This is a genomic window from Paracoccus fontiphilus (genome assembly GCF_017356265.1).
Taxonomy (GTDB): domain Bacteria; phylum Pseudomonadota; class Alphaproteobacteria; order Rhodobacterales; family Rhodobacteraceae; genus Paracoccus; species Paracoccus fontiphilus.
This window is the reverse complement of record NZ_JAFNAW010000032.1, coordinates 1-23,564: the sequence shown is the minus strand read 5'-3', so window position 1 is coordinate 23,564 and position 23,564 is coordinate 1. Positions and strand designations below refer to the sequence as shown.

The window sequence follows — 23,564 nt, the reverse complement described above, 5'->3', positions numbered from 1 at the left end:
GGGGATAGCGGGCCGTCCCGACCCGGACGCTGCCCGCCGTGACGAAACGAGAGTCGAAGCCCATGAACAGCCAGGCCCATACCCCGATCACCCAGGCAACCCTGACCCACTTGCAGCGGCTGGAAGCCGAAAGCATCCACATCATGCGCGAGGTGGTGGCGAATGCCGAAAACCCGGTGATGCTGTATTCGGTGGGCAAGGATTCCGCCTGCATGCTGCATCTGGCCCGCAAGGCCTTCTACCCGGCCCCCCCGCCCTTCCCGCTGCTGCACGTGGACACGACCTGGAAGTTCCGGGCCATGTATGAGCTGCGCGACCGGGCGGCCAAGGCGGCGGGCATGGACCTGATCGTCCACCACAACCCCGAGGCGATGGAACAGGGCATCAACCCCTTCGACCACGGTAGCCTGCACACGGACATGTGGAAGACCGAGGGCCTGAAGCAGGCGCTGACGAAATACAATTTCGACGTGGCCTTTGGCGGCGCGCGCCGGGACGAGGAAAAGTCCCGCGCCAAGGAACGGATCTTCTCGTTCCGGTCCGCCAACCACCGCTGGGACCCCAAGAACCAGCGCCCCGAACTGTGGAAACTCTACAACACCCGCAAGGCCAAGGACGAATCGATCCGCGTGTTCCCGTTGTCGAACTGGACGGAACTCGACATCTGGCAATACATCCACCTGGAGAACATCGACATCGTGCCGCTGTATTTCAGCGAGCCGCGCCCCGTGGTGGAACGCGACGGGCTGCTGATCATGGTCGATGACGACCGCTTCCCGCTGAAGGACGGCGAGGTGCCGCAGATGCGCTCGGTCCGGTTCCGCACGCTGGGCTGCTATCCCCTGACCGGGGCCGTGGAATCCGATGCCAGGACCCTGCCCGAGGTGATCCAGGAAATGCTGCTGACCACCACGTCCGAACGCCAGGGCCGCGCCATCGACAAGGATCAGGCCGCGTCCATGGAGAAGAAGAAACAAGAGGGGTATTTCTGATGAACGCCCAAGATCCCGTCTACGTCACCGACGCGCTGATCGCCCAGGACATCGACGCCTATCTGCTGAAGCACCAGCACAAGACCATGCTGCGCTTCATCACCTGCGGGTCGGTCGATGACGGCAAGTCGACGCTGATCGGCCGCCTGCTTTACGACAGCAAGATGATCTTCGAGGACCAGCTTGCCTCGCTGGAATACGATTCCAAGGTGTCCGGCACCCAGGGCGGAGAGATCGACTTCGCCCTTCTGGTCGACGGTCTGGCCGCCGAACGCGAACAGGGCATCACCATCGACGTGGCCTATCGCTTCTTCGCCACCGACAAGCGCAAGTTCATCGTGGCCGACACCCCGGGGCACGAACAATACACCCGCAACATGGTCACGGGCGCATCCACCGCCGACTTGGCGGTGATCCTGATCGACGCGCGCCAGGGCGTGCTGACCCAGACGCGGCGGCACAGCTATCTGGTGAACCTGCTGGGCATCAAGAACATCGTGCTGGCGGTCAACAAGATGGACCTGGTCGATTACTCGGCCGAGCGGTTCTACGAGATCGTCAGCGACTATTCGCATTTCGCCAAGCAGATCGGCATGGAAAGCTTCCTGCCGATCCCGATCTCGGGCCTGAAGGGCGACAACATCGTTTCCAAAAGCTCCGAGATGCCCTGGTACCAGGGTCCGACCCTGCTGGGCCACCTGGAAGAAGCGCCGATCAGCGACACGCGGATGCAGGACCGGCCGTTCCGCATGGCCGTGCAATGGGTGAACCGCCCCCATCTCGATTTCCGCGGCTTCGCGGGCCAGATCAGCGCCGGAACGGTGCGGCCGGGCGATGCGATCCGCGTCCTGCCCTCGGGCAAGACCACCTTCGTCAAGACCATCGCCACCTTCGACGGCGACCTGGACCAGGCGGTCGCGGGCCAGTCCGTCACCCTGACCTTCGCCGACGAGATCGACTGCTCGCGCGGGGACGTGATCGTGCAGTCCGACGCCCCCTGCGAGGTGGCCGACCAGTTCGAGGCCACGCTGATCTGGATGGCTGAACAGGAAATGCTGCCGGGCCGCCCCTATCTGCTCAAGATCGGTACCCAGACCGTCAGCGCCACCATCACCGAGCCGAAATACGAGGTGAACGTCAACACGATGGAGCATCTGGCCAGCAAGACGCTGGGCCTGAACGCCATCGGCGTGGTCAACATCTCGACCGACCGGCCCGTCCCGTTTGAGGCTTACGGCGACAACCCGGATCTGGGCGGCTTCATTCTGATCGACCGGATGACCAATGCCACCATCGCCGCCGGGATGCTGCATTTCGCGCTGCGCCGGTCGCAGAACATCCACTGGCAGGCGACCGACGTGAACCGCGAGGCGCACGCCGCGCAGAAGAACCAGCGGGCGCGGGTCGTGTGGTTCACCGGCCTGTCGGGGTCGGGCAAGTCCACCATCGCCAACATCGTCGAACGCAAGCTGCACGCGATGGGCAAGCACACCTTCCTGCTGGACGGCGACAACGTGCGGCACGGGCTGAACCGCGACCTGGGCTTCACCGATGCCGACCGCGTGGAAAACGTCCGCCGCGTGGGCGAGGTGGCCAGGCTGATGACCGATGCCGGGCTGATCGTCCTGACGGCCTTCATCTCGCCCTTCCGGGCCGAACGGCGCATGGTCCGCGACATGATGGCCAAGGGCGAGTTCATCGAGGTCTATGTGGACACGCCGCTGGAGGTGGCCGAGGCGCGCGACGTGAAGGGTCTTTACAAAAAGGCGCGGTCGGGCCAGCTGAAGAACTTCACCGGCATCGACAGCCCCTACGAGGCACCCGAGCAGGCCGAACTGGTGGTCAACACCGTTGCCCTGTCCGCCGAGGAAGCTGCGGACCGCGTCGTCGAGGCGATCCTGTCCCAAGGCTGAGCCAGCGAATCCTTCCGATCCATCAGGGGCATCCAGCGCAATCCGCCGGATGCCCTTTCTTGTGAATACCGATATCCCGCTTTCCAGACCCGGAGAGGCGTTCCGGGAACAATGTGCCGTATCATCCGGACAACCGCTCTTTTTGAAGCATTACCAAGGCCGACCTGCAGGGAGTCGGCATCCAGCACGATGCCAGCCAAGCGAGCAAGACGGGAAACTTGGGCAGGGCCCAGGCAGCATACGGCTCTTCGCTCGGTCTTGCCGCCGCGCGGCTGCGAGAGTTGCGCAAAGGCTGCCTTGTGCTTTTCGCTGGCTGCCGCGGCGCCGCATACCCCCGCTAGCAGGCTTCGAAGGGCATCATCTCAGGCCGCCAATCGATCGTCGTCATGCGCCGTTGCGGGGCGAACTGCACCCGGTGGCGGGCGGTGATGATCCGCAGCCTTTCTGAAACCGCCTTCCCCGCAGGCGTCAGCGGCCACGAAGTTGACGTTTTCGTCAAATATGCAAGGCAGGCCGGAACCTGTCTGCCGGACCTACGTTGAAACGGCGTAGTAAAATTGCGTAGCAGCAATAGCTTAGCGAGTAAGCCCGCCAGTTTTTGGCGGGCGTTTCGCGTTCGGCCACCGTCGCGGTCAGTATCCGAAGATGTCGTCGGCCACGCCTTCGACCGTCAGGTTCCGGCCTCCCACGAGGATGCGGTCCCCGCCGCCCAGGTCGATAAGGACGCCTCCCGGAGTCTTCGTCATGTGATCGCGCATGAAGACCGCAGGATTGGCGTCCAGCCGGTCGGCGTCGATGACCAGCCGGTCAATGCCGTGCTGATAGGCCTGGATCGTGTCCGTGCCGCCCCCGATCGAGAAGACGAAGGTATCCGCCCCCGTCCCGCCGTTCAGCAGGTCATTGCCGGCGCCCCCGTTTATCATGTCGTTGCCGTCGCCGCCTGCCAGGGTGTCATTGCCGTTCTGCCCCATCAGCCAGTCGGTACCCGCTTCGCCGGACAGCACATCCGCCCCTTCGCCGCCGAACAGGCGATCGTGGCCGGTACCGCCCCACAGCCGGTCGTTGCCGGTCTCCCCCAGCAGCATGTCGTTGCCGTCGTTGCCGTTCAGACCGTCATTGCCCGCCCCGCCCTGCAGCGTGTCGTTGCCCAGCCCCCCGGCCAAGGCATCGGCACCGATGGCGCCGATCAGCCGGTCATTGCCGGCACCGCCGTTCAGCCGGTCATTGCCGCCACCGCCCGAAACCCAGTCATTGCCATTGCCGGCCAGGACCGCGTGGTTCTGCGCCCCCAGGCGATAATCGTCGCTTCTTGCCGTTCCGGCGGCCGGGCCGAAGAAGACCTGTCCATCGAAGCCCTGCTGCCATTCGGCCCGGGTCTGCACGCTGCCGTCGGGCCTTGGTTCCGCCACGCGCAGGAAGCTGCCGTTATCCAGGCGAAGCTGCCCGTCGGTGTCGGCAAAGTTCTGCGTGGCCATCAGGACCTTGTAGTCGCGGCCACCGACCTTCATGTAGTCGACCTCGAGGCCGATGCCGATATAGGCGGAGTCGCCCATGATGTTGGCGTAATGGCTGGGGCTGTTCATCAGGTTCTGGTGAAGCTGCCGAACCTCGTCCCTCAGGTCCGACTCGCCCTGGATGGACACATAGGCGATATTCTCCGCCGTGGACCATTCGCCGGCCAGGTCGAAGCCCGCAGCCTCCATCCGCTGGCGGGACGAGGAGCCGCCCTGCCCCGTATGAGAGAACGTATCCGTTCCCAGCATCCAGCGGCTATGCGCCTCGGCGGAGTCGTTGAGACGTTTTTCGAGCGTCAGGGGTGCCAGCCCCTCGGCCCGGCGGGCCTGGTTGACCAGGGTGGCAAGATACCGTTCGTTCGCATTGGCATAGGACATGATGGACCTTCGCATAAGGGATCAAGGGACAATCATGCAACCTTAACGCGATAACCCTTTAAAAAGATCGCCTCGCAGTATCTGAAAATCGACGTTTCCGGCCTCCTTGCCCAAGCCGTCCGGGCTATCGCCTTGTCAGCGAACCAGTTTTTTCCAGACCATGGCACCCAGCAGGGCCACCCCCAGAAGCCCGCCCGCGGCAGGCAGCGGCACCGGCGCCGGTGCGGGCGCGTCGGGGACGACGGTCATCGTGCTGGTGCCATGCGTCGGGTAGAAGACCACATAGACCTGCTTCAGGACCGTGCCGAAATCCAGCGTCACGGCATCCTTCGTCTTGTTCCAGCCAAGCCCCCAGTTTCCGCCGTACTTGTTGCACCAGGCGCAGGCAAGAGAGGTGCCGTATTGCACGACGCCGCCGGCGGAATAGCCGTAGCCGGGGCTTTTTGTCAGGGCCGCGAAGTCGAATGTCAGCTTCGACACATTCTTGTATTCCAGCGTCAGGGGCTGGTTCTGGGTCAGGGTAGCCATGGGGTGAAAACCGCATAAAATGAGGACAGGCCGTCCCGATGCGGTCATTTGTCTGATTTGTCAGCCGTGCCGTCGCGTCATGAAAAGCCGGCCTGACGGAAAGAACAGGGTGCGGCGCCTGCCGTCCCTGTTCCATCGCCTCAGTAGTCACGCTCGAAATAGATGCCAAGCGTGCTGTCGCCATCGGTGCCGACCGAACCGCGCGCGGTCAGCGATTCGGTCACGTCGAGGTTCAGGTTGATCGCGCTCTTGCCGTCGGCCCCGACCGAGACGTCGGTATAAAGGTTCTCGCTCAGATACTTGCCCGCACGGACCTGCACGTTGCCTTCGTCGTCGGTGGCAAGGTCCAGGTCGTCCAGGCCAACCTGGTTGCGCAGGTTGCCGATGATCCCCTCGCCACCCCGGCCTGCCAGCACGGCGATGGCGTTGGCAAGCTGGGCGGCCTGCAGCGGGCTGATGTTGTCCAGACCCTGGCCGAACAGCAGTTGCGACAACACCTCCTCCTCGGGCAGTTCGGGCGAGGATTCGAAGGTGATCTCGGGGTCGCGCACCTCTCCGTCGATGATGACGCGGGTGGTGATGCCGTCCTGCTGGGTTTCGGCCACAAGGCGGATCACGGGAATCAGGCTGCCCTGCAGTTCCACCAGACCCTCGGTCAGGTCGAAGCGCTTGCCCAGCAGGTCCACCCGGCCCCGGATCAGTTCCAGATGGCCGATGGGGATCGCGTTGCGCGTGGTGCCCTGCACCTGCAGCGATCCGCCCAGTTCGGCATCGACACCGCGCCCGCGCACGAAGACCTGGTTCGGGGCGTTGATGACCAGATCAAGGCGCGGCGGCGCGGCGGGCGGCGTCGAGGGTGGCCCCGCCAGCCCCGCCTCGCGGGAGGCCTGGCTGGGATAGGGTTCCAGCCCCGCCTTGGCGCGGGTGGACCGGGTGGGCCGCGTGTCGCCCACATGGTTGATGTCGGGGATGGCCTTCGCGCCCCCCAGCCCGGTCGAGGGGATGCGGATTTCCGTCTCGCCCAGGTCGATGGTGCCGGAAATCAGCGGCCCGTCGGCATTGCGGCCCGACATGCGCAGCCGGCCGTTGATCTCGGTCTGGTACAGGTTCGGGTCGCGGGCGATCACCCGGTCCAGCACGATCGCCAGGTCCAGCGTGCCGCCCTGCAGGTCGACGGGTCCGCTGACCTGCACCCGCCCGCCGCTCGAGACATTCGCATCCGCGTTCACCGTGATCCGCCCGCCAGCCAGGTCGGCGGTGGCGTTCACCCCCTCCAGCCGGATGCCGACGCCGGGGTCGGAGATCTGGCCGTTCGTCAGCCGCACCCGGCCGCTGACGGCCTGCAGGGACGGCGCGCCGTTGATCGCCACGTCGAAGGACAGCGGACCTTCGATGCTGCGCGTGCGGATGAAGGTGTTGGCGATCGAGGCGTCGCTGCTGCCGTTGATCCGCAGGTCCACGGTCTGGAAGTTGCGCGCGGCGCTGCCCGTCATCTGCAACCGCGTGCTGCCCGGCGCGGTGGCATCCAGGTTCAGCACGAAATTGGCGCCCTCCTCGCGGATGGTGCCGTTGGCCTGGACAGGACCGGGAAACTCGGGCTGGAGCAGCCCCAGGTCGGCCAGCCGCGCCGTGACGTTCATGCCGCTGGCCGTATCGCCATCCGCCTGGACCGACAGTTGCGGGTTCTGGACGTTCAGCCGCTGGAAGGACAGGCCCGCCGCGCCTTGCGTGGCCGCGACATCGAAGCTGGTCTGGCCCCGCAGCAGCGGATCGACCCTGGGCTGGCCCAGCGACAGCCCGTTGGCCGTCCCGGTGGCGGTGATGCGCCGGGTGCCCGCCTGCTGGACAAGGCGGGCATCGGCGTTCAGCGCCCCGCTGATGCCGTTGCCCAGAAAGCGCAGATCCTGCGCGTTCACCTGCGCGGTCACGTCGGTCTGATCGCCGCCCACCGTCCCGGCCGCCGTCACGCCCAGGCGGGGGTTGTCCACCCTCGCCTGTTCGATGGTGAAGACGCCGCCCCGTTCGGTGCCCGTGACCGCCAGCCGGGTTTCCCCCGCCAGCGCGCCATCGACCTGCGCCTGGCCGAAGGACAGGTCGCGCCCGGTGCCGTTGACCTCCAGCCGCCGGATGCCGTCGCCCGCCTCACGGAAGCTGCCGGTCAGATCCAGCGCGCCGCGCCAGCCGGGCCCGAAGGGCGCCAGCGAGGCGACCGCGACATCGGCGGAAATGTCGGTGACGCCGGGGCCGTAGACACCCTGCGCGGTCGCGTTCAACTGGTCGTTGACCAGTTGAACGTCGCGCAGGGTGACGGTGCCGTCCTTTTCCTCGGCCTGGACGCGCAGGCGGGTGGTGCCGGTCAGCGCCGCGTCAGTGTTCTGGACGCCGAAGGACAGGTTCTGGCCCGATCCGGTCATGTCGATGAAGCGCGTGCCGTCCTGCTCGGAGAGCCGCGCCATGGCGTCGAAGCCGCCGGTCCAGCCGTCGCGGATCGCCGCCAGATCGGGCACGGACAGATCGACGCTGGCATCCAGCGCGCCCGCCGCGAAGCTGCCGCGGCCTTCCGCGCGCAGTTGCGGGTTGGCAAGCCGGAAGACCTCGACCTCGTAGCCCTGCGGCCTTTCGGCCGCCAGTACGGTCAGCGTGGTGGCGCCTTCCAGCGCATTGTCCAAGGCTTCGATCCCCAAGCGCAGATCCTCGGCCTCGCCGCTGACGGTCAGTTGCCGTTGGCCCGCCGCACCCGAGAGTTTCGCATCCGCCTGCAGCGCGCCCGAGAAGTTCGGGTCGGCATCCTGCAGCGACGGCATGGAAACCGTGGCGGTGATGTCGCTGGACAGGCTGTTGACATAGCCCTGCGCCTGCGCCGTCAGGCGCTGCGCGTTGACGGAAAGCTCGGTCAGCTTGATCCCGGTCCGGTCACGCCGCGCGCGCAGGTCGATGGTGGACCGGCCCGCCAGAAGACGGTCGAGTTGGGGCTGATCGACGGTGATATCGGTCCCCGCGACGGTCGAGGTGATGGCGAAGTCACGCCCCAAGAAGTTGTAGTAGCCCAGGACGCTGGCATCGGCCCGCCCGGACAGGTCGCGGCCCGCAAGCGTCGATATCCGGCCCAGGTCGTCATAGCGCGCGCCCATGTTGCCCGACAGGACGAAGCCGGTGGTCAGGCCCGACAGTTGCAGCATGCCCTCCAGCCCGTAATCGCTGCCGGTGATCGCCAGATCGGTGAACCTGACCGCGTTGCCGGGGGTGAAGTCGAACGTGGTGCTTCCGGTGACCTCCGGCCCGATGGCCTGGGCCAGCCCGGCATCGGTGAAGACCATCTGCCGCGATCCGAAACGGATGCCGCCGTTGATCGCCTGCAGGCTGCCGCCATCCAGCACCACCGCGCCCGACCCGTCCAGCTGCAACTGGCCCAGCGACACGTCGCCCAGATCCAGCGCGCCCACGCGGCCGTTCAGCACCCAGCCCTGGCCCTGGGCCGCATCGTATTGCAGTTCCAGCCGACCGGATTCGACCGTCGCGTTCTCGCCCGCGAAGGGCAGGGCGACCGGCACCTGGGCCGCGCCCGCATCCGATCCCAGCGTGATCAGCAGGTTGGCGTTCTGCGGCGCGCCTTGGGCGTTGATGGCCGCGCTGCCGTCCAGCGTCAGCGCCTCGGTCGCAAGGTTCAGGGTGGGGATCGCCAGGCGGCCGTCGTCGCCGCGCCAGCCTTCGGCCAGAAGCTGCACCTGGTTGCCGAAGAAGGTGCGGTTCTGCGGCGCCAGCAGGGACGCCACGTCGCCGCCCAGTTGCAGGCGGAAGTTGGTGCCGGGATTGCCCTGGCCGTCGGGTCCGCCCGCCGCGCTGACGCGCCCCGTCACGCGGGGCAGGCCGTCGGTCGCCAGCTTGATATCGACGCCGAAATCCTTGATCTGGCCTTCGCCGCTGATTTCCGCCACCACCGAGGGCTTGTCGTAAAGGTCGATCAGGTTGACCAGCAGCCCGTCCTCGGCCTCGTCCAGGGTCAGGCCCACGCGCAGGATCTTCGTCTGGTTCGAAAAGCCGGTATCCAGGTTGAAGCTGCCGCGCGGCCCGTCCAGGCGCTGGATCGCCAGCTTGGCCTGTCCCTCGCCGCCCTCGAGGCTCATGCCGCCCGCCATCGAGATGGCGGCGGCAAGGCCGATCACGGGCTCGCCCAGTTCCACCCGGTCGGCCTTGATCTGCTCGATGTTGAGGGCGACAGGCAGGTCGGGCAGGGCGAATTCGAATTCCCGCGCCTCGGCGGTGGGGGCCTGCTGTTCGCCCTGGGGCAGGCGGGGCAGCAGGATCTCGCGCGCGGACATCTCGGCGATCTCGATCCGGCCGCGCAGCAGGGCCGAGCGGTTCCACTGGATCGCGCCGTCGTTCAGCGTCAGCCAGGTGCCCTCGCCATCGGCGATGGTGATCCGACGGAAGGTGGCGCGCGACGACAGCGCACCCTCGAACCCGTCGATCACGACCTCGCGGCCGGCGCTGGACAGGTTGCGTTCCAGAAGCCGGGTCAGAAAGCCCCGGTCGTCGCTTTCCTGCTGCGAAATCTCGGCTGCGCTTTGCGCCATCACCGACAGCGGAAACAGGATCGCGAAAAGAAACAGCCAGAGTTTGCGCATCAGAAAGCCTGCCCCAGTCCCAGATAAAGCTGCACGCCCTCGCCGGTGTCTCCCCCGGTAGGTCCGGCCACGTCGAAACGCAGCGGCCCGATGGGCGTGTCGTACCGAACGCCGATCCCCGCCCCCGAGTGCCATTCGCTTGTGCCGTTCCAGCCATCTTCCGCCCAGACCTCGCCGTAATCGGCGAAGGCCACTAGGCCGATCTTCTCGCGGACCTGGAAGCGGACCTCGGCCGACAGGTTCGCCACGCTGGTGCCGCCGGTCTTGATCGGACCGTTCGGGCCCTGGATTTCCTCGACCCCCAGCGACTGGTAGGGCTGGCCCCGCACCGTGCCGCCCCCGCCCGAGAAGAACAGGTAGTTGCGGGGCGTGTTCTCGATCTCGCTGCCCAGGACGCTGCCGATGCGGGCGCGGCCCGCAAGCGTGAAGCGGTCGTCGGGGCCGAGCGAATAGAAGGCGCGGCCTTCCCCCAGCACGCGGACGCCGGAATCGGTGCCGTCGAAGCCCTTGAAGGGCGTGGCGTCGCCCTGCAGGTAATAGCCGCGCTTGGCGTTGTTCTCGTTGTCGCGCGCGTCCCACATCACCGCCGTGGGAAAGGCCAGGACCTTGAAGTCCGTCTCGCCCAGGTCGTCATACACGCGCGAGAACTGGTACTGCACGCCCGTGTCGAAGGTGAAGCGGTCGCTGAAGATGTGGTTGAAGCCCAGGCCGATGGTGCCGGTGTCCTCGTCGTAATCTTCTTCCCGCATCCGGGCCAGGCTGGTCAGGACATAGGCCGTGGTGTCGGGCGTGATCGTGGCGGGGCGGTCGATGCGCAGGGTGATCCGTTCGTCCCGGCCACTGGTGTCGGACCCGATGTCCTTGGTCTCGGCCTCGATCCGCAGGCGCTCGCCGCCGCCCAGAAGGTTGCGGTGCATCCAGTAGGCCGACAGCAGCGCCCCGTCCGTGGTCGAGATCTCGAACCCCGCGCCGATCCGGCGGGGCTTCTGTTCCACCACGGTCAGGTTGATGTCCATGCTGCCGTCGGGGTTCAGCGTTTCCGCCTCCTCCAGCGTGATGGCCGAGAAGACGCCCGACCGGCGCAGGCGCTTGCGGACGTCCTCGACCTCGTCGGGATCGAACCGTTCCCCCTCGGGCAGGCCGGCGATCTTGTGCAGGCGGCGCGGGTTCATGCGGTCATAGCCGCGCATGTTCAGGCGGCCGAAGGTGACGGCGGGGCCGGGCGCCAGATCGACGCGGCTGTCCACCACGTTGCCGATGTGGTCGGCGGTGATTTCCTGGCCCGCCACGTCGGCCTTGGCATGGCCCACCTCGCGCCAGCCCGCGACCCCGGCGGTCGCGGCAGCGCGGATGGTGCCGGTGCCCGCCACCTCTCCCTGCCGGTATTCGTCGGGCAGGTCGGTCCGGGGCGCCACCGGCGCGATGGCCGCGCGGGAAAAGCGGAACTGCGGGCCGGTCTGGACGGCGACCACGACCTCGCGGACCTGGGCGGGCGCGTCCAGGGGCGCGATCTCGGCCGCCTCGACCCCGTCCAGCGTGATGTTGATGATGGCCGAGTAGTAGCCCTGGTCATACAGATTGCCCAGGATGCGCGCGTAATCCGCCCGCGCGGCCGCCAGCACGTCCTGCCCGGTCGTCCGCCCCTCGGACAGCGCGCCCGTGATCAGCGAGGCATTGCGCAGCGTGCGGTCAAGACCCTCGCCGCCTTGGACCTGGAAACGCAGGGAAACGGGGCCGTCGGTCCGATCCCGGCCGCCGAACAGCCCCGAGAACGGGTTCGAGGACTGCGCCCAGACCGCGCCCCCGCAGCCGATGACCGTGGATGCCACCAGCGCCGCCCGCAGATATGCCCGCATCGTTCCTGCCCCTCGTGTGTTCTTGCTTTGTGGGCATTTGAACAGGATCGACCGGGCGAATCCAAGCGAATCATGGGCGAAAACGCGGCGGGGGATCAGCTTTCCGTGATCTGTTGCCCTCAGGACAGCGCGGCCAGGCAGCCTTGCAGCGCGGCCATGTCGTCGCGGATCAGGTAGATGGGCGTGTTTTCGGGAATGTGGCGCATGAAGGACTCGGCCAGGAACGAGGCCTGGAACAGGTCCATCCGGTCGGCGATGCTGCGGCCCACGCTGCCCGCCAGGAACAGCCCGTCAAGCGGCATGAAGCGCAGCGCCAGTTCGCGGCACAGCAGGCCCACCAGATCGGCGAACAGGTCATAGGTGGCGTTCGCGACCGGATCACCCGCATCCGCCGCCCGGTCGATCTGCTCGCCCGGCACGGGGGCCGTGTGCGTCAGCGCCGCGTGCAGGCGCGACAGCCCGCGCCCGGCAAAGGTTTCCTCGGTCGAGGTGAAGCCCTTGATCGCCTCGGGTCCGACGGCGTCCAGCAGGCGCAGGTAGATGTTGGCGGGCAACTGGGTATGGCCTTCCTCGGCTTCCAGCGCGGTGATGGCGCCGCCGGGCAGGCTGCGGACCGCGCAGACGTTGAAGCCGGTGCCCAGGTTCACCACCAGCGCCTGGCCGTTCCGCGCCCGGTCGGCGGGGGCCGTGCGCAGGACGGCCACCCCGTCGCCGCCCAGGGAAGGGGTGGCATAGCCCAGCGCGGTCAGGTCGTTGATCAGGCGCACATGGTCGGCATCCGTCAAGCGGGCCAGCCGGTCCTCGTCGAAGTCCCAGGGGCGGTTGGTCAGGCGGGCCTGCCCGCCGCTGACCGGGCCCGCGACCGCGATGCAGACAGCGCTGACGCGCGGCTGGTCCTGTTCCTGCAGGAACTGGCGGACCACGTCGTCGAAGCTGGCGTAATCGTCGCCGCGAAACCGCGTCACGGTCCGGGTGTCGATGCTGCCGTTGCGCGCCAGGGCCAGACGGGCGTTCGTGCCCCCCACATCGCCCAGAAGTATCGCCATTTTCGGTCCGTCCTTCCTGTCGCCTTAGTCCTTCATGTCACGACAGAATTGCCCGGTTTCAGCGCGCGGCGCAACGCCGCGTCACGGCGGGAAAGGGAACCCCGGGCCGCGATGGCGTGTTTTGTCCCCAGCAAACACTGGATGAAAGGCCGAAACCATGACCCGCATCGCCAACCGCATCGCCAGCCTGGGAATGGCCGGCAGCGTCGTGGCTCTGATGGCCATGCCCGCCGTTTCAGCGACCCGCCCCGACCAGCCGGTCGAGGCCTGGTCGGCCATGGCCGGTGTCGATACCGCCACGCTTCTGGAACAGGCGCAGGACCTGCCCACCTCGGACATGGCGGTCGGCGACCAGCCTTACTGCGCCGACGACGCCGAGATCCGCCAGACCCTGCAGCACGACTTCAACGAAGCCCTCGTCCCCGGCGACGGCCATGCCGCGACCGAACTTTGGGCTTCCCAGCAGATGGGCACCTGGACGCTGGTCGCCCCGCGCCAGGACGACACAAGCTGCATCATCGCCTCGGGCATCGGTTATGACACCGCGCGCGACGTGGACGTCTATTACCGCACGGCGGGCCTGCGCTAGCTGACCCTTCGCAGGAAGGCGCGGGTGCGTTCATCCTGCGCATCCCCGAAGATCTGCGCGGGCGGTCCCTGTTCGACGATCCGCCCGCCTTCCATGAAGACGATCCGGTCGGCGATCTCGCGCGCGAACTGCATCTCATGCGTGACGATCAGCATGGTCTGACGCCCGTCGGCGATGGACCTTATCAGGTCCAGCACCTCGCCCACCCATTCGGGGTCCAGCGCGCTTGTGGGTTCGTCGAACAGCAGCAGGTCGGCATCCAGCGCCATGGCGCGACCGATGCCCACGCGCTGCTGCTGGCCGCCGGACAGGGCCGCGGGATAGCTGCCGCCCCGGTCCGCCAGACCGATCTGGGCCAGGATCTCGTCGGCCCGCGCCGTGGCCTTGGCCGTGGACCAGCCCCGAACGGTGGTCAGCCCCTCCATGATGTTCTGCCGCGCGGTCTTGTTGGCGAACAGCGCATAGTTCTGGAACACGAACCCCGTCCGCCGCCGCAGCGCCAGAATCTGCGCGCGCGTGGCATGGGCCGCATCGACCGACAGGTCGCCCACCGTGATCCGCCCCGCATCCGGCGCGTCCAGCCAGTTGAGGCAGCGCAGCAGCGTCGATTTGCCGGTGCCCGAGGGGCCGATGATCGCCACCCGTTCCCCCGGCTTCAGGCACAGGTCGATGCCGTCCAGGACCGTGGTGGTCCCGAAACGCTTGACAAGGCCCGCGATGTCGATCTCGCATTTCATCGGGCGACGGCCTTTCCGAGACGGCGTTCCATCCAGCGCTGACCGACGGACAGCGCCTCGACCATGATCCAGTAGATCACCGCGACCACCAGGAAGGCTTCAAGATACAGGAAGCTGCCCGCCGCTTCCTTCTGGGCGGCGCCCATCATTTCCGTCACGCCCAGCGTGAAGGCCAGCGAGGTGCTTTTGATCAGGTCGATGAAATAGTTCATCAGCGTCGGCGCCGCCACGCGCGACGCCTGCGGCAGCACGATCCGGCGCAGAAGCTGGCCCTGCGTCATGCCGATCGACTGCGCGGCCTCCCACTGGCTGCGGTCCACGCCCAGGATCGCGCCCCGGATGCTTTCGGCCATGTAGGCCGAGAAATGCAGCGTCAGGCCGATCACCGCCGCCGTGATCCCGTCGATGCTGGTCATGGCGGGGAACAGCTGCGGCAGGCCGTAATAGAACAGGAACAGTTGCACCAGCAGCGGCGTGCCGCGGAAGAAGCTGATGAACACCGCCACCACGCTGTCCGCGACCGGAACGCGCAGCACGCGCACGATGGCAAGCACCGACGAAAGGCACAGCGCCGCCGCCATCGCGACAAGCGCCATCCCCAGCGTCAGGGGCACATAGCCGAGGATGATCGGCACCAGGTCCCCCATGTAGGCGGTGTCGAGCGGCCTCATTCAGCGGCGGCGGCCAGGGGCTTCGTCACATCGGCATCCAGCCATTTCTGCGAGATCTCGGAAAGCGTGCCGTTTTCCTTCAACTGCGTGATCGCCGCATCGACCTTGTCGCGCAGGGCCATTCCGGCCTCGTCCTTGCGGAAGGGCAGGGCGTTCTGGATTTCGCTGAAGGGCTGGCCCGCAAGCGCCAGGGGCAGGGGGCTTTCCTTGATCACCTGGGCCGAGGACACGCGGTCCATCACGAAGGCATCGACCCGGCCCAGCGCGGTGTCCTGCTCGATGTTGGATTCATAGGTGCGGATGTCGATCTCGGACGCATAGGGCAGGGCGCGCAGCAGTTCCTCGTAGTTGGAGCCCAGGTTCACCGCGACCGACTTGCCCTTCAGGCTTTCGGGGCCGGTGATCGCGCCTTCGTTGCCTTCCTTCACCACGACCTGCGCGCCGTCATAAACATAAGGCTGGGTAAAGGCGAACTTCGCCTCGCGTTCGGGGGTGATGGTGATCTGGTTGGCCACCGTGTCGATGCGGCCCGATTCCAGTGCGCCGATCAGGCCGGAAAAGGACATGGTGACGAACTCGACCTCGTCGCCGGTGATGGCGCCCACGGCGTTCATCAGGTCCACCTCGAAGCCCTGCAGCTCGTCCGCGCGGGTGAAGGTGAAGGGGAAATAGCCGCCCGACATGCCGACGCGGATCGTGTCCGCCGCGGCGGGCAGGGCGGTGGTCAGGGCAAGAACGGCGGACAGGATGGCGCTGCGCATGGGAAAACTCCTTGAAGTCATTGGTCTTCAGATGCGCCGTGTCCCGGCGGACCGCAAGCGCCGGCGCTGCAAAAGAACGCTTCGGGCCACGGCCCTTCGCGGGAAAAGGCAAATCTTCCACGGCAAACGACCGGCACGGGACAATGTTCCGCGCAGGCCTTTCCAGTGATGCGCAACACGATTTCAAAACGGCTGCCGCCATTGCACATTCCTGTCGTCTTGGGCTAGATCGCTGGCAATTCCGGGATGGGGGACATCATGAAACACGCTTACGCCGCGCTTTTCTGCGCAGCCCTTGCCGCGCCTGCTGCCGCGCAGGAGATCAAGATCGGCTATGCTCTGGCCGAGGACAGCCATTACGGCGCCGGCGCCAAGGCCTTCGAGGACTCGCTCAAGGCCAGCCTGGGCGACCAGTTCACCTTCCGCCATTTCCCGTCCTCGGGCCTGGGCGGAGAGCGCGAGGTGCTGGAAGGCCTGCAACTGGGCACGGTCGAGATGACCATCGCCTCGGACGGCACCCTGACGAACTTCGTCCCCGAGGTCGGCGTCCTGGGCATCCCCTTCCTGCTGCGCGACAAGGACCACGCCCGCAAGGTGCTGGATGGCGAGGTCGGGCAGGAGATGCTGGCCAGGTTCGACGACGCGGGCCTGCACGCGCTGGCCTGGGGCGAGCAGGGCTTCCGCCACATCACCAGCAACCGCGGCGCGGTCGAGGCGCCCGCCGACCTGGACGGCCTGAAGATCCGCACCATGGAGAACCCCGTCCATATCGAGGCCTTCCGCGCGCTTGGCGCCGCCCCCACCCCCATGGCCTGGCCCGAGGTGATCGGCGCGCTGCAGCAGGGCGCCATCGACGGGCAGGAAAACCCGCTGTCGGTGATCGTCTCGGCCAAGCTGAACGAGGTGCAGAAGTTCCTGACCCTGGACGGGCACGTCTATTCCTCGACCATCATCCTTGTGTCGCCGTCGCTTTGGGGCGGGTTGGACGATGCCCAGAAGGCCGCCTTCGAAAAGGCCGCCGACGACGCGGTCGTTGCCATGCGCGCCTTTGTCGATGACGTGGACCAGTCCGGCGTCGAGGCGATGAAGGCCGCCGGCATGCAGGTCAACGAGTTGACGCCGGACCAGAAGACCGCCTTCCGCGAGGCCCTGGCCGAACCCTACAAGGCCTACGAGGCGCAGTTCGGCAAGGAGCTGATGGACCGCATCCAGGCGGTCGAATAAGGCCATGCGCCGGATCGAACGCGCCTTTGTCGCCCTGAACGGCGCCGTGCTGGTGCTGGGGCTGATGGCAATGTGCCTGATCCTGGGCTGGAATGTCGCGGGTCGCTACCTGACCGGCAACTCGCTGACCTGGGCCGACGAGGTGGCGCGTTATTCGATGATCTGGCTGACCTTCCTGGGCAGCGGCCTGGCCCTGCGCGAAGGGGCGCACGCCGCCATCACCAACGCGCAGGACGCCCTGCCCACGGCCGGGCAGCGCGCCTTGCGCGCGCTGATCCTGCTGGTCCTGTTCGCCTTCTTCGCCTTCATGGTCTGGGTCGGCATCGACTACATGAACCGGATGGCGGTTCAGAAATCGGCGGCGCTGCGCGTTCCGATGCGGTGGATCTATGCCGCAATGCCGGCGGGTTTCGCGCTGATGATCGTCCACCTGGCGCTGATCGCGCCGAAATACTGGCGCGCGGGCCTTCAGCATTCCGACGAGGCCGCCCTTGGTTGAGATCCTGATCGCCGCCTTCCTGATCCTGATGGTGACGGGGGTTCCGATCGCCTTTGCGCTGGCGATGGCGGCCTTTGCGGCGGTCGCGATCTCGGGGCGCTACCCGATGGTCGTGGTGGTGAAGGAGATGTTCACCGGCCTTGACAGCTTTCCCCTGCTGGCCGTGCCGTTCTTCATCCTCGCGGCCGAGATCATGTCCACCGGCGCCATTTCCCGGATGCTGCTGCGCTTTGCCGCGCAGTTCGTGGGCCACCTGCGCGGCGGGCTGGGCTATGCCAACATCCTGACGGGCACGCTGTTCGCGGGCATCTCGGGTTCCGCGCTGGCATCCGCCGCGGGGCCGGGCGCGATGATGGCCCGCATGATGGAGCGCAGCGGCTATTCCAAGGCCTATGCGGGCGCGCTGACCATTTCCGTCGCGGTGATCGACCCGATCATCCCGCCCTCGATCACCATGATCATCTATGCCCTGCAGGACCGCAACGTCTCGGTCGGGTCGCTGTTCATGGCGGGGATCCTGCCGGGCCTGCTGATCGCGGGACTGCTGGCCGGGGTCAACTGGCACATCAGCCGCAGGCGCGGCTATCGCAGCGAGGACGAACGCCCCTCGGCGGGGCAGATGCTGCGCAACAGCGTGGCGGCCCTGCCCGCGCTTCTGCTGATCGTGCTGATCGTCGGCGGCATCCGGGGCGGGCTGTTCACGCCGACCGAGGCCTCGGTGGTCGCCGTCTTCTATGCCATCCTTGTCAGCGCCTTCGTTTACCGCGGCTTCTCGCTGGCCGACCTGTGGGGCGCGTTCCTGCGGTCCGCCATCATGTCGGTCGCGGTGCTGATGATCCTGGCGGCCGCCCGCGCCTTCGCCTGGGTGCTGATCATCGAGGGCGTGCCGCAGGCCATGGCCGACGCGGTCATCGCCATGAACCTGTCGCCCCTGGCCTTTCTGCTGATGGTGAACGTGCTTCTGCTGTTCTTCGGCATGTTCATGGACCCGCTGCCCGGCGTGATGATCCTTGTGCCGATCCTGGCGCCCATCGCGCACAGCCTGGGGATCGCGGCGGATCACTTTGCCATCGTGGTGATCGTCAACCTGACCTTCGGCCTGATGACGCCGCCGGTCGGCAGCCTGATCTTCGTGGTGGCATCGGCCACCAAGCAGCGCCCCTCGGCCCTGATCCGCGAATTGCCGCCCTTCTTCCTGGCGGCGCTGGTCTCGCTGCTGGTCCTGACCTTCGTGCCCGCGCTGTCCACCTGGCTGCCGCGGATCGGCGGCTTCGCGCCCTAGCCGCAACAATTCACGAAGCCGTCGTTTCGGGCCGGATAGGTATGGCGTCGTCCATCTTGGTTTGAGACGCGCAACGGGCTTTGACGCCCGGTTTTTTGTCCCGGGTGTTGAGGCGATGTGAGGTTGTGCAGGTTGATGTTTCCGGGTGAGCGGGGCGTTTGCGTCAGGCGGGACGCGGTGGTTCGAGGGCGTGGAACAGCAGAGTGAGAAGCGTCTTGCGCGGGCAGCAGGCCGGAAGCGTGATGATGATCCGGGTCTTCTTTTCAACGATTGTGGCGGCCAGCTTGAGCAGATGCAGGCGCAGCGTGTCAAACTGGGCGTGCCGCCATGGGGACCGCTTCGGGCAGGCGGCGCGGAGCGTCCACCAGATCCAGTAGGCACACCCGTGCAGCATCAGCCGCATCTGGTTGGCATTCGCCTTTGAGCAGGAGGTCCGGTCCGCGGCGAGATGGGTTTTCCAGGCCTTGATGTGGTTCTCGGCCTGACCCCGGGCCGAGTAGAGCCTTTCATAAAGATGCTTGCCGCGCCCGCCCTCGAGATTGGTCACGATATAGCGGGTGTCCCGCCCGCGGGAGCTGACCTCGACCCGGGCGATGACGCGGCGTGGCTTCGACCAGGACCCGGCCGCATAGGAGAAGGTCTTGAACCGGCGCAGCTTTTGTCGGGGACTGCGGGCGTAGCGCTCGGCTGTGGACGCCTCGAGAGGCAGGATATGCGCCGCCAGCCGCGTATTCTTGGACAAGCCGAAGACATAGAGCAGGCCAAGCCGGTCACAGAGATCGAGAACCTGCGGGGTGCAGTAATGGCTGTCGGCCCGCAGCAGGATCTCGGTCCCCGGCCAGAAGCGGCGGATCTGCCGGATCAGCCGACAGAGATGGGCCGCGATTTCGGCTCCTTTGGGGCGTCGGGCGGGACGCAACAAGGCCCCGACCAGCCGTCCCTCCCCGTCGAAGACCACGATGGGCTGGAAGCCATATTCATCGTAATACGAATTGAACAGGCGAAGCTGCTGATGGCCGTAAGCCGCGTCAAACGTGTCGTCGATATCCAGCACAATCTGTCGGGGCGCCCGGAGGAAGGACTGGCAGTAGAACCGGACCATCTCCCGCCCCATGCGGATCAGGGAGCGGGCGTCGGGGAGGTTCTCCATCCGCGAGATGGTGGGCTGCGAGCAAAGAGCCGCCCCGCTTTCAGGGGCGCGTTCCAGGGCAAGCTTGAAGCTCGGATCATGGCGCAGATCGGCGGCATCATTGGCATCCTCATAGCCCGCCGCAATCATCAGGATCCGGAACCGGATGATGTCCTCGAGGCTGTGCTGCACCTTGCCCGGAGCACGCGGGTCCTCCACGCACGTGGCCAGACAGCCTGCCAAGCCCTCCCGGCGCTCGATCTCGCGCAACAGCAGCAGCCCGGCATCCGAACTCATCCTGGCACCGTCAAATCCGAGCAGGACCTCCTTGCCATCGACCGGTGACAAACACAGACGAGAAGGTGTAGAAACATCCATGGTGAGGCGCGGCATCCTGATCAACTGCGGTTTTTGGCGTAGGAACCATAAAGCTACAGTTCTTCAAGTGGTTAAGCCAGCCTCACCAACCCCTCACGAATAATCCGGGCTAAATAGCCTTCCTTGCGACTTTTCCCACGGATCTGCTCGAGAGGCATTGCCATGCCCGGCCCGGCTTTGCATCACATGATTGTCGATCGGCTGAAGGCCAACATCCAGGCCAACAAGGGCTTGGGCGATCTCGATCCCGCCAACTATGCCGGTCTTCAGGCGCTGCTGGCCGATCCCAGGAACCTGCCTTATCTGTTCATCGGTTGCCACGGTCCGGACCCGTTCTTCTTCAATACCAAGGACCTGAACCCGGCGCTGGGAAAGTTCGTCGAGATTCACAACGACCTGGTCGATTTCCTGCGCGACTTCGAAAAAACACTGCTCTCGGCGGTGCCGCAGCCGGTTCTCGACGCGCTTGAAGGCTTCGAAGAACTGGCCAACGAGGTCATCGAGGTTTCGGCGCTGCTGAGCGAAATCAAGCAGACCTTCGATGACCTGAACCAGCTGCTGACAGGCTTCGGCGCCTTGCTGACGGAGGCGCTGAAGAAATACGTTTCCGACTTCAACCTGTTTGACATCATCTCGCATCCCTACCGCGACGGAGCAGCCGAGGGTGATTGGTGGTGGTTCGACGCCATGCACTATCGCAAGACCGGCAAGTTCGCCGAGGCCATGCTGGAGGCCACGCGCGATATGTCATCGCCCCACCATCTGTATGCGCTTGGCTATCTGACGCATGTGGCGGCGGACACAGTGGGCCATGCCTATGTCAACCTTTACTGCGGTGGCCCATACCGCAGTCAGGCGCAGCGCCATAAGACCGGCGAAAACTTTCAGGACGTGTTCAATCTGCTGAGTGTCACCGGCGCCGACTTCAATTTCTCAAAGCTGCATCATCTCTACAACTTCAACTTCGATGGTGGGCCTGAGCCTGCAGAAGATCCTACGGCATCGTCTGCATTCGCGATCTTCCTCGCCGACACGCTGAACAAGATCTACCAGGAGGATCCTGACGCCGATCCGGACTACGCCAAGGCCATTTCCGCCAGCGATATCGATGACACCTACCGGCTGTGGTATCGCTTCATGAAGGGCTTTACCGAAACCGGCACCTTGCCGCCTCCGGTCGCCTATTCCCTGACGGCGGAACTGCGCGAGGTTTGGGAAAAGACCGTCGATAACCTCGATGACGTCGGCGATTTCCTGGAGGATGCTGTCGATCAGGCGGGTGAGTTCGGCATCCTGTCGATCTTCATCATTCTGGCGGCTCTCATTGCGGCGGCGGTGATGGCGGCAGCGGCCCTTGCCGACGGGATCGCGGGAGCGATTGCCACGCTGGGCACAGCCACCATCCGCTATGCCGCCTGCCTGATCTATGAACAGCTTTACAATGCCTTCCAGATGTTCCGGCTGGCCATCGCCCTCAACGGCCTGGCTTTCCCGATGCGCGAGCATCTGGCCGATCCGCGCTTTCGCCAATTCATCACGCCGGCATTCCCGGACTCGACCGGTGTGAACGCTGCTGCGGTTGCTCCGTTCGAACCATTGCTGCGGTTCACGCCTGATTTTCTCGGCGATCCCCTGGCCGCCATCTTCAACCAGGAACGCCACCTGATCTATCCGCTGACTGATGGCGAAAAACGAGACGTCGTGCCGGCCCCTGGCAGCTACTTCAACCAGCCCTTCACCCATCCGGCCTTCGGACGAATACCGCTGGACCGCGAACTGATCGATGAACTGGTTGCACTGGCCCAAAGCCCGAACCGGGAAGAGGCCCAGTTGGTATCGATCCTGGGCGAACGCACCTTGGGCAACGCGCTGGACCTCAGCGGAGTGCTTTACGAAAGGTGGTTTCGCGGCGGCGCATTGCCCGATTTCAACCTCGACTCCGACCGAGGCTACGGCTTCCTGTGCTGGTCCCAGCCTGGCGAGGCCCCGAACACTCCAATGCCGTTGCAAACGAACACCTCGGCAGCCGATCCGACCGAGGTGAAGGTGGAGTTCCTGCCATGAGGAGAGACACGGAACCGAGCGGTATCACTGCTGAATTCATCGCGGATCTGCGCAAGCGCCGGGAGGCCTATAATCAGGATGCCCTGGCGCGATTGGCAGAATTGTTCCGCCGCAAGGAGCGCAAGCCGCCTGAGGTGTTCCACGACAGTTCGTTCCTGTACATCCGTTCCTTCGATGGCGACACCGGCAGCCGACCCTTCTCGAATGTCGTCTTCTGGCACTCTCCTGACCTGACGATCAGCCCTGTCACCAGCGTCGGCGCCTATACCACGACCCTGCAAGCAGGCGAGAGTTACGTGGTCCGGACCGTGCTGCGGAACCGGGGCGATCTCGCGGTACCAAGCGCCAAGGTCGAACTGTATCTGACGGACCCGACGCTTGGCTTTGACACCCGCTTTTCCACACGCCTGACCACGCTGGGTCATGTTCCTTCGGCTTGGGTACCCTCGGGAGGCAGCGCTGCAGCCGACTTCGTCTATACCGTGCCCCCGATCGAGGCGGGGCACAAGTGTCTCTTCGCACGAACCTTCTCCTTCTCGCCGCTGGACATGCCGGTGGACGACTTCGCCCTGTCGCCGCCGATCGATCGGCATGTGGCGCAGCAGAACCTCAACATCATTGGCCAGGCACAAGCGTTTGCCTTCAACCTGATCCACCAGCCGAACGCTCTGGTTCGCATCGGCATCCGGCCGCTGCCGCCGGAAGAGCTGCTGGCCATTCGCCATCCGGTCATGGCCGATGTGCGCCCTGCGGCCGAGTTTCCGCAGCGGGGCTGGGGGCGATTGACTGCGATGAAGCTGATCGAGCCGGGCGTCGATGCCATCCGCGTCGAAGAGGATACGGAAGGCCTGCACGTCACTGCAGATGACCCCACGGGATTTGACCTCGGCACTCAGCGGGAGCTTGGGTTTGCTGTTCGCAACGTCCTCGCCGAAGTTGATGCCGGCAAGGCAAAGATGTCGCAACATCGGGACCTGCTGGCCAAGCACCGCGAGATGACGAAACAGACCCGGCGCAGCCGCTTCGAGATGACAATCCCGGACATAGGTCTGCGCGAAGGCGAGGCGGTCGGGCTGGAGCTTACTGCCACCGATCAGAATCTGGACCCTGAGCAACCTTTTGGCGGTGTGCTGATCATCGTGGTGGGTGGTTAGTTATTACCGCATCGCTGAACCGCGACTTGCGCAGTCGCAACCCGCTGCGTTAGCGGTGTTCATGGGTAAAGCCGAGCAGAGCTGCGAATGGCGTTAATTCCATAAACCTGTTTATTACAAAACCTCTATGTAGCCGGGGCATATTCCATTCTGGAATGCATCACTCGATAGTTTCCTGAAGCTATTCAGGAGGATGTGATGAGGCGCCCTTTCACCAACCTGAC

The 23,564-nt window shown here is 65.6% G+C and carries 17 protein-coding genes; 8 read left to right on the top strand and 9 right to left on the bottom strand.

Annotated features, from left to right (window positions below):
- Window positions 1-62 precede the first annotated feature (62 nt).
- Window positions 63-992: a sulfate adenylyltransferase subunit CysD gene (gene cysD / locus J0F76_RS12120; RefSeq protein WP_207469759.1), complete on the top strand. Its 930-nt coding sequence runs from the start codon at window positions 63-65 to the stop codon at window positions 990-992.
- Window positions 992-2,905, top strand: coding sequence for a sulfate adenylyltransferase subunit CysN (cysN, locus tag J0F76_RS12115; RefSeq protein ID WP_207469757.1), 1,914 nt, complete (start codon window positions 992-994; stop codon window positions 2,903-2,905). The genes cysD and cysN overlap by 1 nt, the downstream gene beginning before the upstream one ends.
- 632 nt (window positions 2,906-3,537) lie before the next feature.
- On the opposite strand, the gene J0F76_RS21180 is transcribed toward cysN, so the two are convergent.
- The 5 genes from J0F76_RS21180 to J0F76_RS12090 all read right to left on the bottom strand — a co-directional run bounded on the left by J0F76_RS21180 (window position 3,538) and on the right by J0F76_RS12090 (window position 12,852).
- Window positions 3,538-4,797, bottom strand: coding sequence for a CAP domain-containing protein (locus J0F76_RS21180; protein WP_207469755.1), 1,260 nt, complete (start codon window positions 4,795-4,797; stop codon window positions 3,538-3,540).
- Between the two features lie 135 nt (window positions 4,798-4,932).
- On the bottom strand, window positions 4,933-5,325 hold the full coding sequence (locus J0F76_RS12105; protein ID WP_207469754.1) for a hypothetical protein: 393 nt from the start codon (window positions 5,323-5,325) through the stop codon (window positions 4,933-4,935).
- A 140-nt stretch (window positions 5,326-5,465) separates the two neighbouring features.
- Window positions 5,466-9,950 (bottom strand): translocation/assembly module TamB domain-containing protein, encoded by a 4,485-nt coding sequence (locus J0F76_RS12100; RefSeq protein WP_207469753.1) that lies wholly within the window; start codon window positions 9,948-9,950, stop codon window positions 5,466-5,468.
- Window positions 9,950-11,806, bottom strand: a complete 1,857-nt coding sequence (locus J0F76_RS12095) for an autotransporter assembly complex protein TamA (RefSeq protein WP_207469752.1) — start codon at window positions 11,804-11,806, stop codon at window positions 9,950-9,952. Before J0F76_RS12095 ends, J0F76_RS12100 begins: the two co-directional genes overlap by 1 nt.
- 119 nt (window positions 11,807-11,925) lie before the next feature.
- Window positions 11,926-12,852 (bottom strand): glucokinase, encoded by a 927-nt coding sequence (locus J0F76_RS12090; RefSeq protein ID WP_207469751.1) that lies wholly within the window; start codon window positions 12,850-12,852, stop codon window positions 11,926-11,928.
- Window positions 12,853-13,009: 157 nt separating this feature from the next.
- On the opposite strand from J0F76_RS12090, the gene J0F76_RS12085 reads away from it, so the two are divergent.
- Entirely contained in the window at window positions 13,010-13,441 is a 432-nt protein-coding gene (locus J0F76_RS12085; protein WP_207469750.1) for a hypothetical protein, read from the top strand.
- Here the strand turns inward: J0F76_RS12085 and J0F76_RS12080 are convergent.
- The 3 genes from J0F76_RS12080 to J0F76_RS12070 are packed head-to-tail and all read right to left on the bottom strand — an operon-like array spanning window position 13,438 to window position 15,610.
- Window positions 13,438-14,178 carry an amino acid ABC transporter ATP-binding protein gene (locus tag J0F76_RS12080; RefSeq protein ID WP_207469748.1) on the bottom strand — a complete coding sequence of 247 codons (741 nt, stop codon included), beginning with the start codon at window positions 14,176-14,178 and terminating at the stop codon, window positions 13,438-13,440. The two genes, J0F76_RS12085 and J0F76_RS12080, sit on opposite strands and share 4 nt — an antisense overlap.
- On the bottom strand, window positions 14,175-14,849 hold the full coding sequence (locus tag J0F76_RS12075; protein WP_207469746.1) for an amino acid ABC transporter permease: 675 nt from the start codon (window positions 14,847-14,849) through the stop codon (window positions 14,175-14,177). The genes J0F76_RS12080 and J0F76_RS12075 overlap by 4 nt, the downstream gene beginning before the upstream one ends.
- The gene (locus J0F76_RS12070; RefSeq protein WP_207469744.1) at window positions 14,846-15,610 is read right to left on the bottom strand and encodes an amino acid ABC transporter substrate-binding protein; all 765 of its coding nucleotides are present in this window, start codon (window positions 15,608-15,610) and stop codon (window positions 14,846-14,848) included. Before J0F76_RS12070 ends, J0F76_RS12075 begins: the two co-directional genes overlap by 4 nt.
- Window positions 15,611-15,868: 258 nt before the next feature.
- Here J0F76_RS12070 and J0F76_RS12065 point away from each other — a divergent pair, with 258 nt between their 5' ends.
- From J0F76_RS12065 to J0F76_RS12055, 3 genes are read left to right on the top strand one after another with little or no spacing between them, the layout of a single operon-like run.
- Window positions 15,869-16,834 carry a TRAP transporter substrate-binding protein gene (locus tag J0F76_RS12065; RefSeq protein ID WP_207469743.1) on the top strand — a complete coding sequence of 322 codons (966 nt, stop codon included), beginning with the start codon at window positions 15,869-15,871 and terminating at the stop codon, window positions 16,832-16,834.
- A gap of 4 nt (window positions 16,835-16,838) precedes the next feature.
- Window positions 16,839-17,333: a TRAP transporter small permease gene (locus J0F76_RS12060; protein WP_207469741.1), complete on the top strand. Its 495-nt coding sequence runs from the start codon at window positions 16,839-16,841 to the stop codon at window positions 17,331-17,333.
- Window positions 17,326-18,615 carry a TRAP transporter large permease gene (locus J0F76_RS12055; protein ID WP_207469739.1) on the top strand — a complete coding sequence of 430 codons (1,290 nt, stop codon included), beginning with the start codon at window positions 17,326-17,328 and terminating at the stop codon, window positions 18,613-18,615. The genes J0F76_RS12060 and J0F76_RS12055 overlap by 8 nt, the downstream gene beginning before the upstream one ends.
- A gap of 163 nt (window positions 18,616-18,778) precedes the next feature.
- Here J0F76_RS12055 and J0F76_RS12050 read toward each other — a convergent pair whose 3' ends face one another.
- The gene (locus tag J0F76_RS12050) at window positions 18,779-20,122 is read right to left on the bottom strand and encodes an IS1380 family transposase (protein ID WP_207469737.1); all 1,344 of its coding nucleotides are present in this window, start codon (window positions 20,120-20,122) and stop codon (window positions 18,779-18,781) included.
- Window positions 20,123-20,308: 186 nt separating this feature from the next.
- Here J0F76_RS12050 and J0F76_RS12045 point away from each other — a divergent pair, with 186 nt between their 5' ends.
- Window positions 20,309-22,186, top strand: coding sequence for a zinc dependent phospholipase C family protein (locus J0F76_RS12045; protein ID WP_207469735.1), 1,878 nt, complete (start codon window positions 20,309-20,311; stop codon window positions 22,184-22,186).
- Window positions 22,183-23,340, top strand: coding sequence for a hypothetical protein (locus J0F76_RS12040; protein WP_207469733.1), 1,158 nt, complete (start codon window positions 22,183-22,185; stop codon window positions 23,338-23,340). Before J0F76_RS12045 ends, J0F76_RS12040 begins: the two co-directional genes overlap by 4 nt.
- Window positions 23,341-23,564: the final 224 nt, after the last annotated feature.

Excerpts from the sequence above, each read along its gene's own strand:
- J0F76_RS12045 (WP_207469735.1), top strand. The coding sequence starts at position 20,309 with ATGATTGTCGATCGGCTGAAGGCCAACATCCAGGCCAACAAGGGCTTG.
- J0F76_RS12090 (WP_207469751.1), bottom strand. The coding sequence starts at position 12,852 with ATGGCGATACTTCTGGGCGATGTGGGGGGCACGAACGCCCGTCTGGCC.
- J0F76_RS12085 (WP_207469750.1), top strand. The coding sequence starts at position 13,010 with ATGACCCGCATCGCCAACCGCATCGCCAGCCTGGGAATGGCCGGCAGC.
- J0F76_RS12105 (WP_207469754.1), bottom strand. The coding sequence starts at position 5,325 with ATGGCTACCCTGACCCAGAACCAGCCCCTGACGCTGGAATACAAGAAT.
- J0F76_RS12040 (WP_207469733.1), top strand. The coding sequence starts at position 22,183 with ATGAGGAGAGACACGGAACCGAGCGGTATCACTGCTGAATTCATCGCG.
- J0F76_RS21180 (WP_207469755.1), bottom strand. The coding sequence starts at position 4,797 with ATGTCCTATGCCAATGCGAACGAACGGTATCTTGCCACCCTGGTCAAC.
- J0F76_RS12065 (WP_207469743.1), top strand. The coding sequence starts at position 15,869 with ATGAAACACGCTTACGCCGCGCTTTTCTGCGCAGCCCTTGCCGCGCCT.
- J0F76_RS12080 (WP_207469748.1), bottom strand. The coding sequence starts at position 14,178 with ATGAAATGCGAGATCGACATCGCGGGCCTTGTCAAGCGTTTCGGGACC.
- J0F76_RS12070 (WP_207469744.1), bottom strand. The coding sequence starts at position 15,610 with ATGCGCAGCGCCATCCTGTCCGCCGTTCTTGCCCTGACCACCGCCCTG.
- J0F76_RS12050 (WP_207469737.1), bottom strand. The coding sequence starts at position 20,122 with ATGGATGTTTCTACACCTTCTCGTCTGTGTTTGTCACCGGTCGATGGC.
- J0F76_RS12075 (WP_207469746.1), bottom strand. The coding sequence starts at position 14,849 with ATGAGGCCGCTCGACACCGCCTACATGGGGGACCTGGTGCCGATCATC.
- J0F76_RS12095 (WP_207469752.1), bottom strand. The coding sequence starts at position 11,806 with ATGCGGGCATATCTGCGGGCGGCGCTGGTGGCATCCACGGTCATCGGC.
- cysD (WP_207469759.1), top strand. The coding sequence starts at position 63 with ATGAACAGCCAGGCCCATACCCCGATCACCCAGGCAACCCTGACCCAC.
- J0F76_RS12100 (WP_207469753.1), bottom strand. The coding sequence starts at position 9,950 with ATGCGCAAACTCTGGCTGTTTCTTTTCGCGATCCTGTTTCCGCTGTCG.
- cysN (WP_207469757.1), top strand. The coding sequence starts at position 992 with ATGAACGCCCAAGATCCCGTCTACGTCACCGACGCGCTGATCGCCCAG.
- J0F76_RS12060 (WP_207469741.1), top strand. The coding sequence starts at position 16,839 with ATGCGCCGGATCGAACGCGCCTTTGTCGCCCTGAACGGCGCCGTGCTG.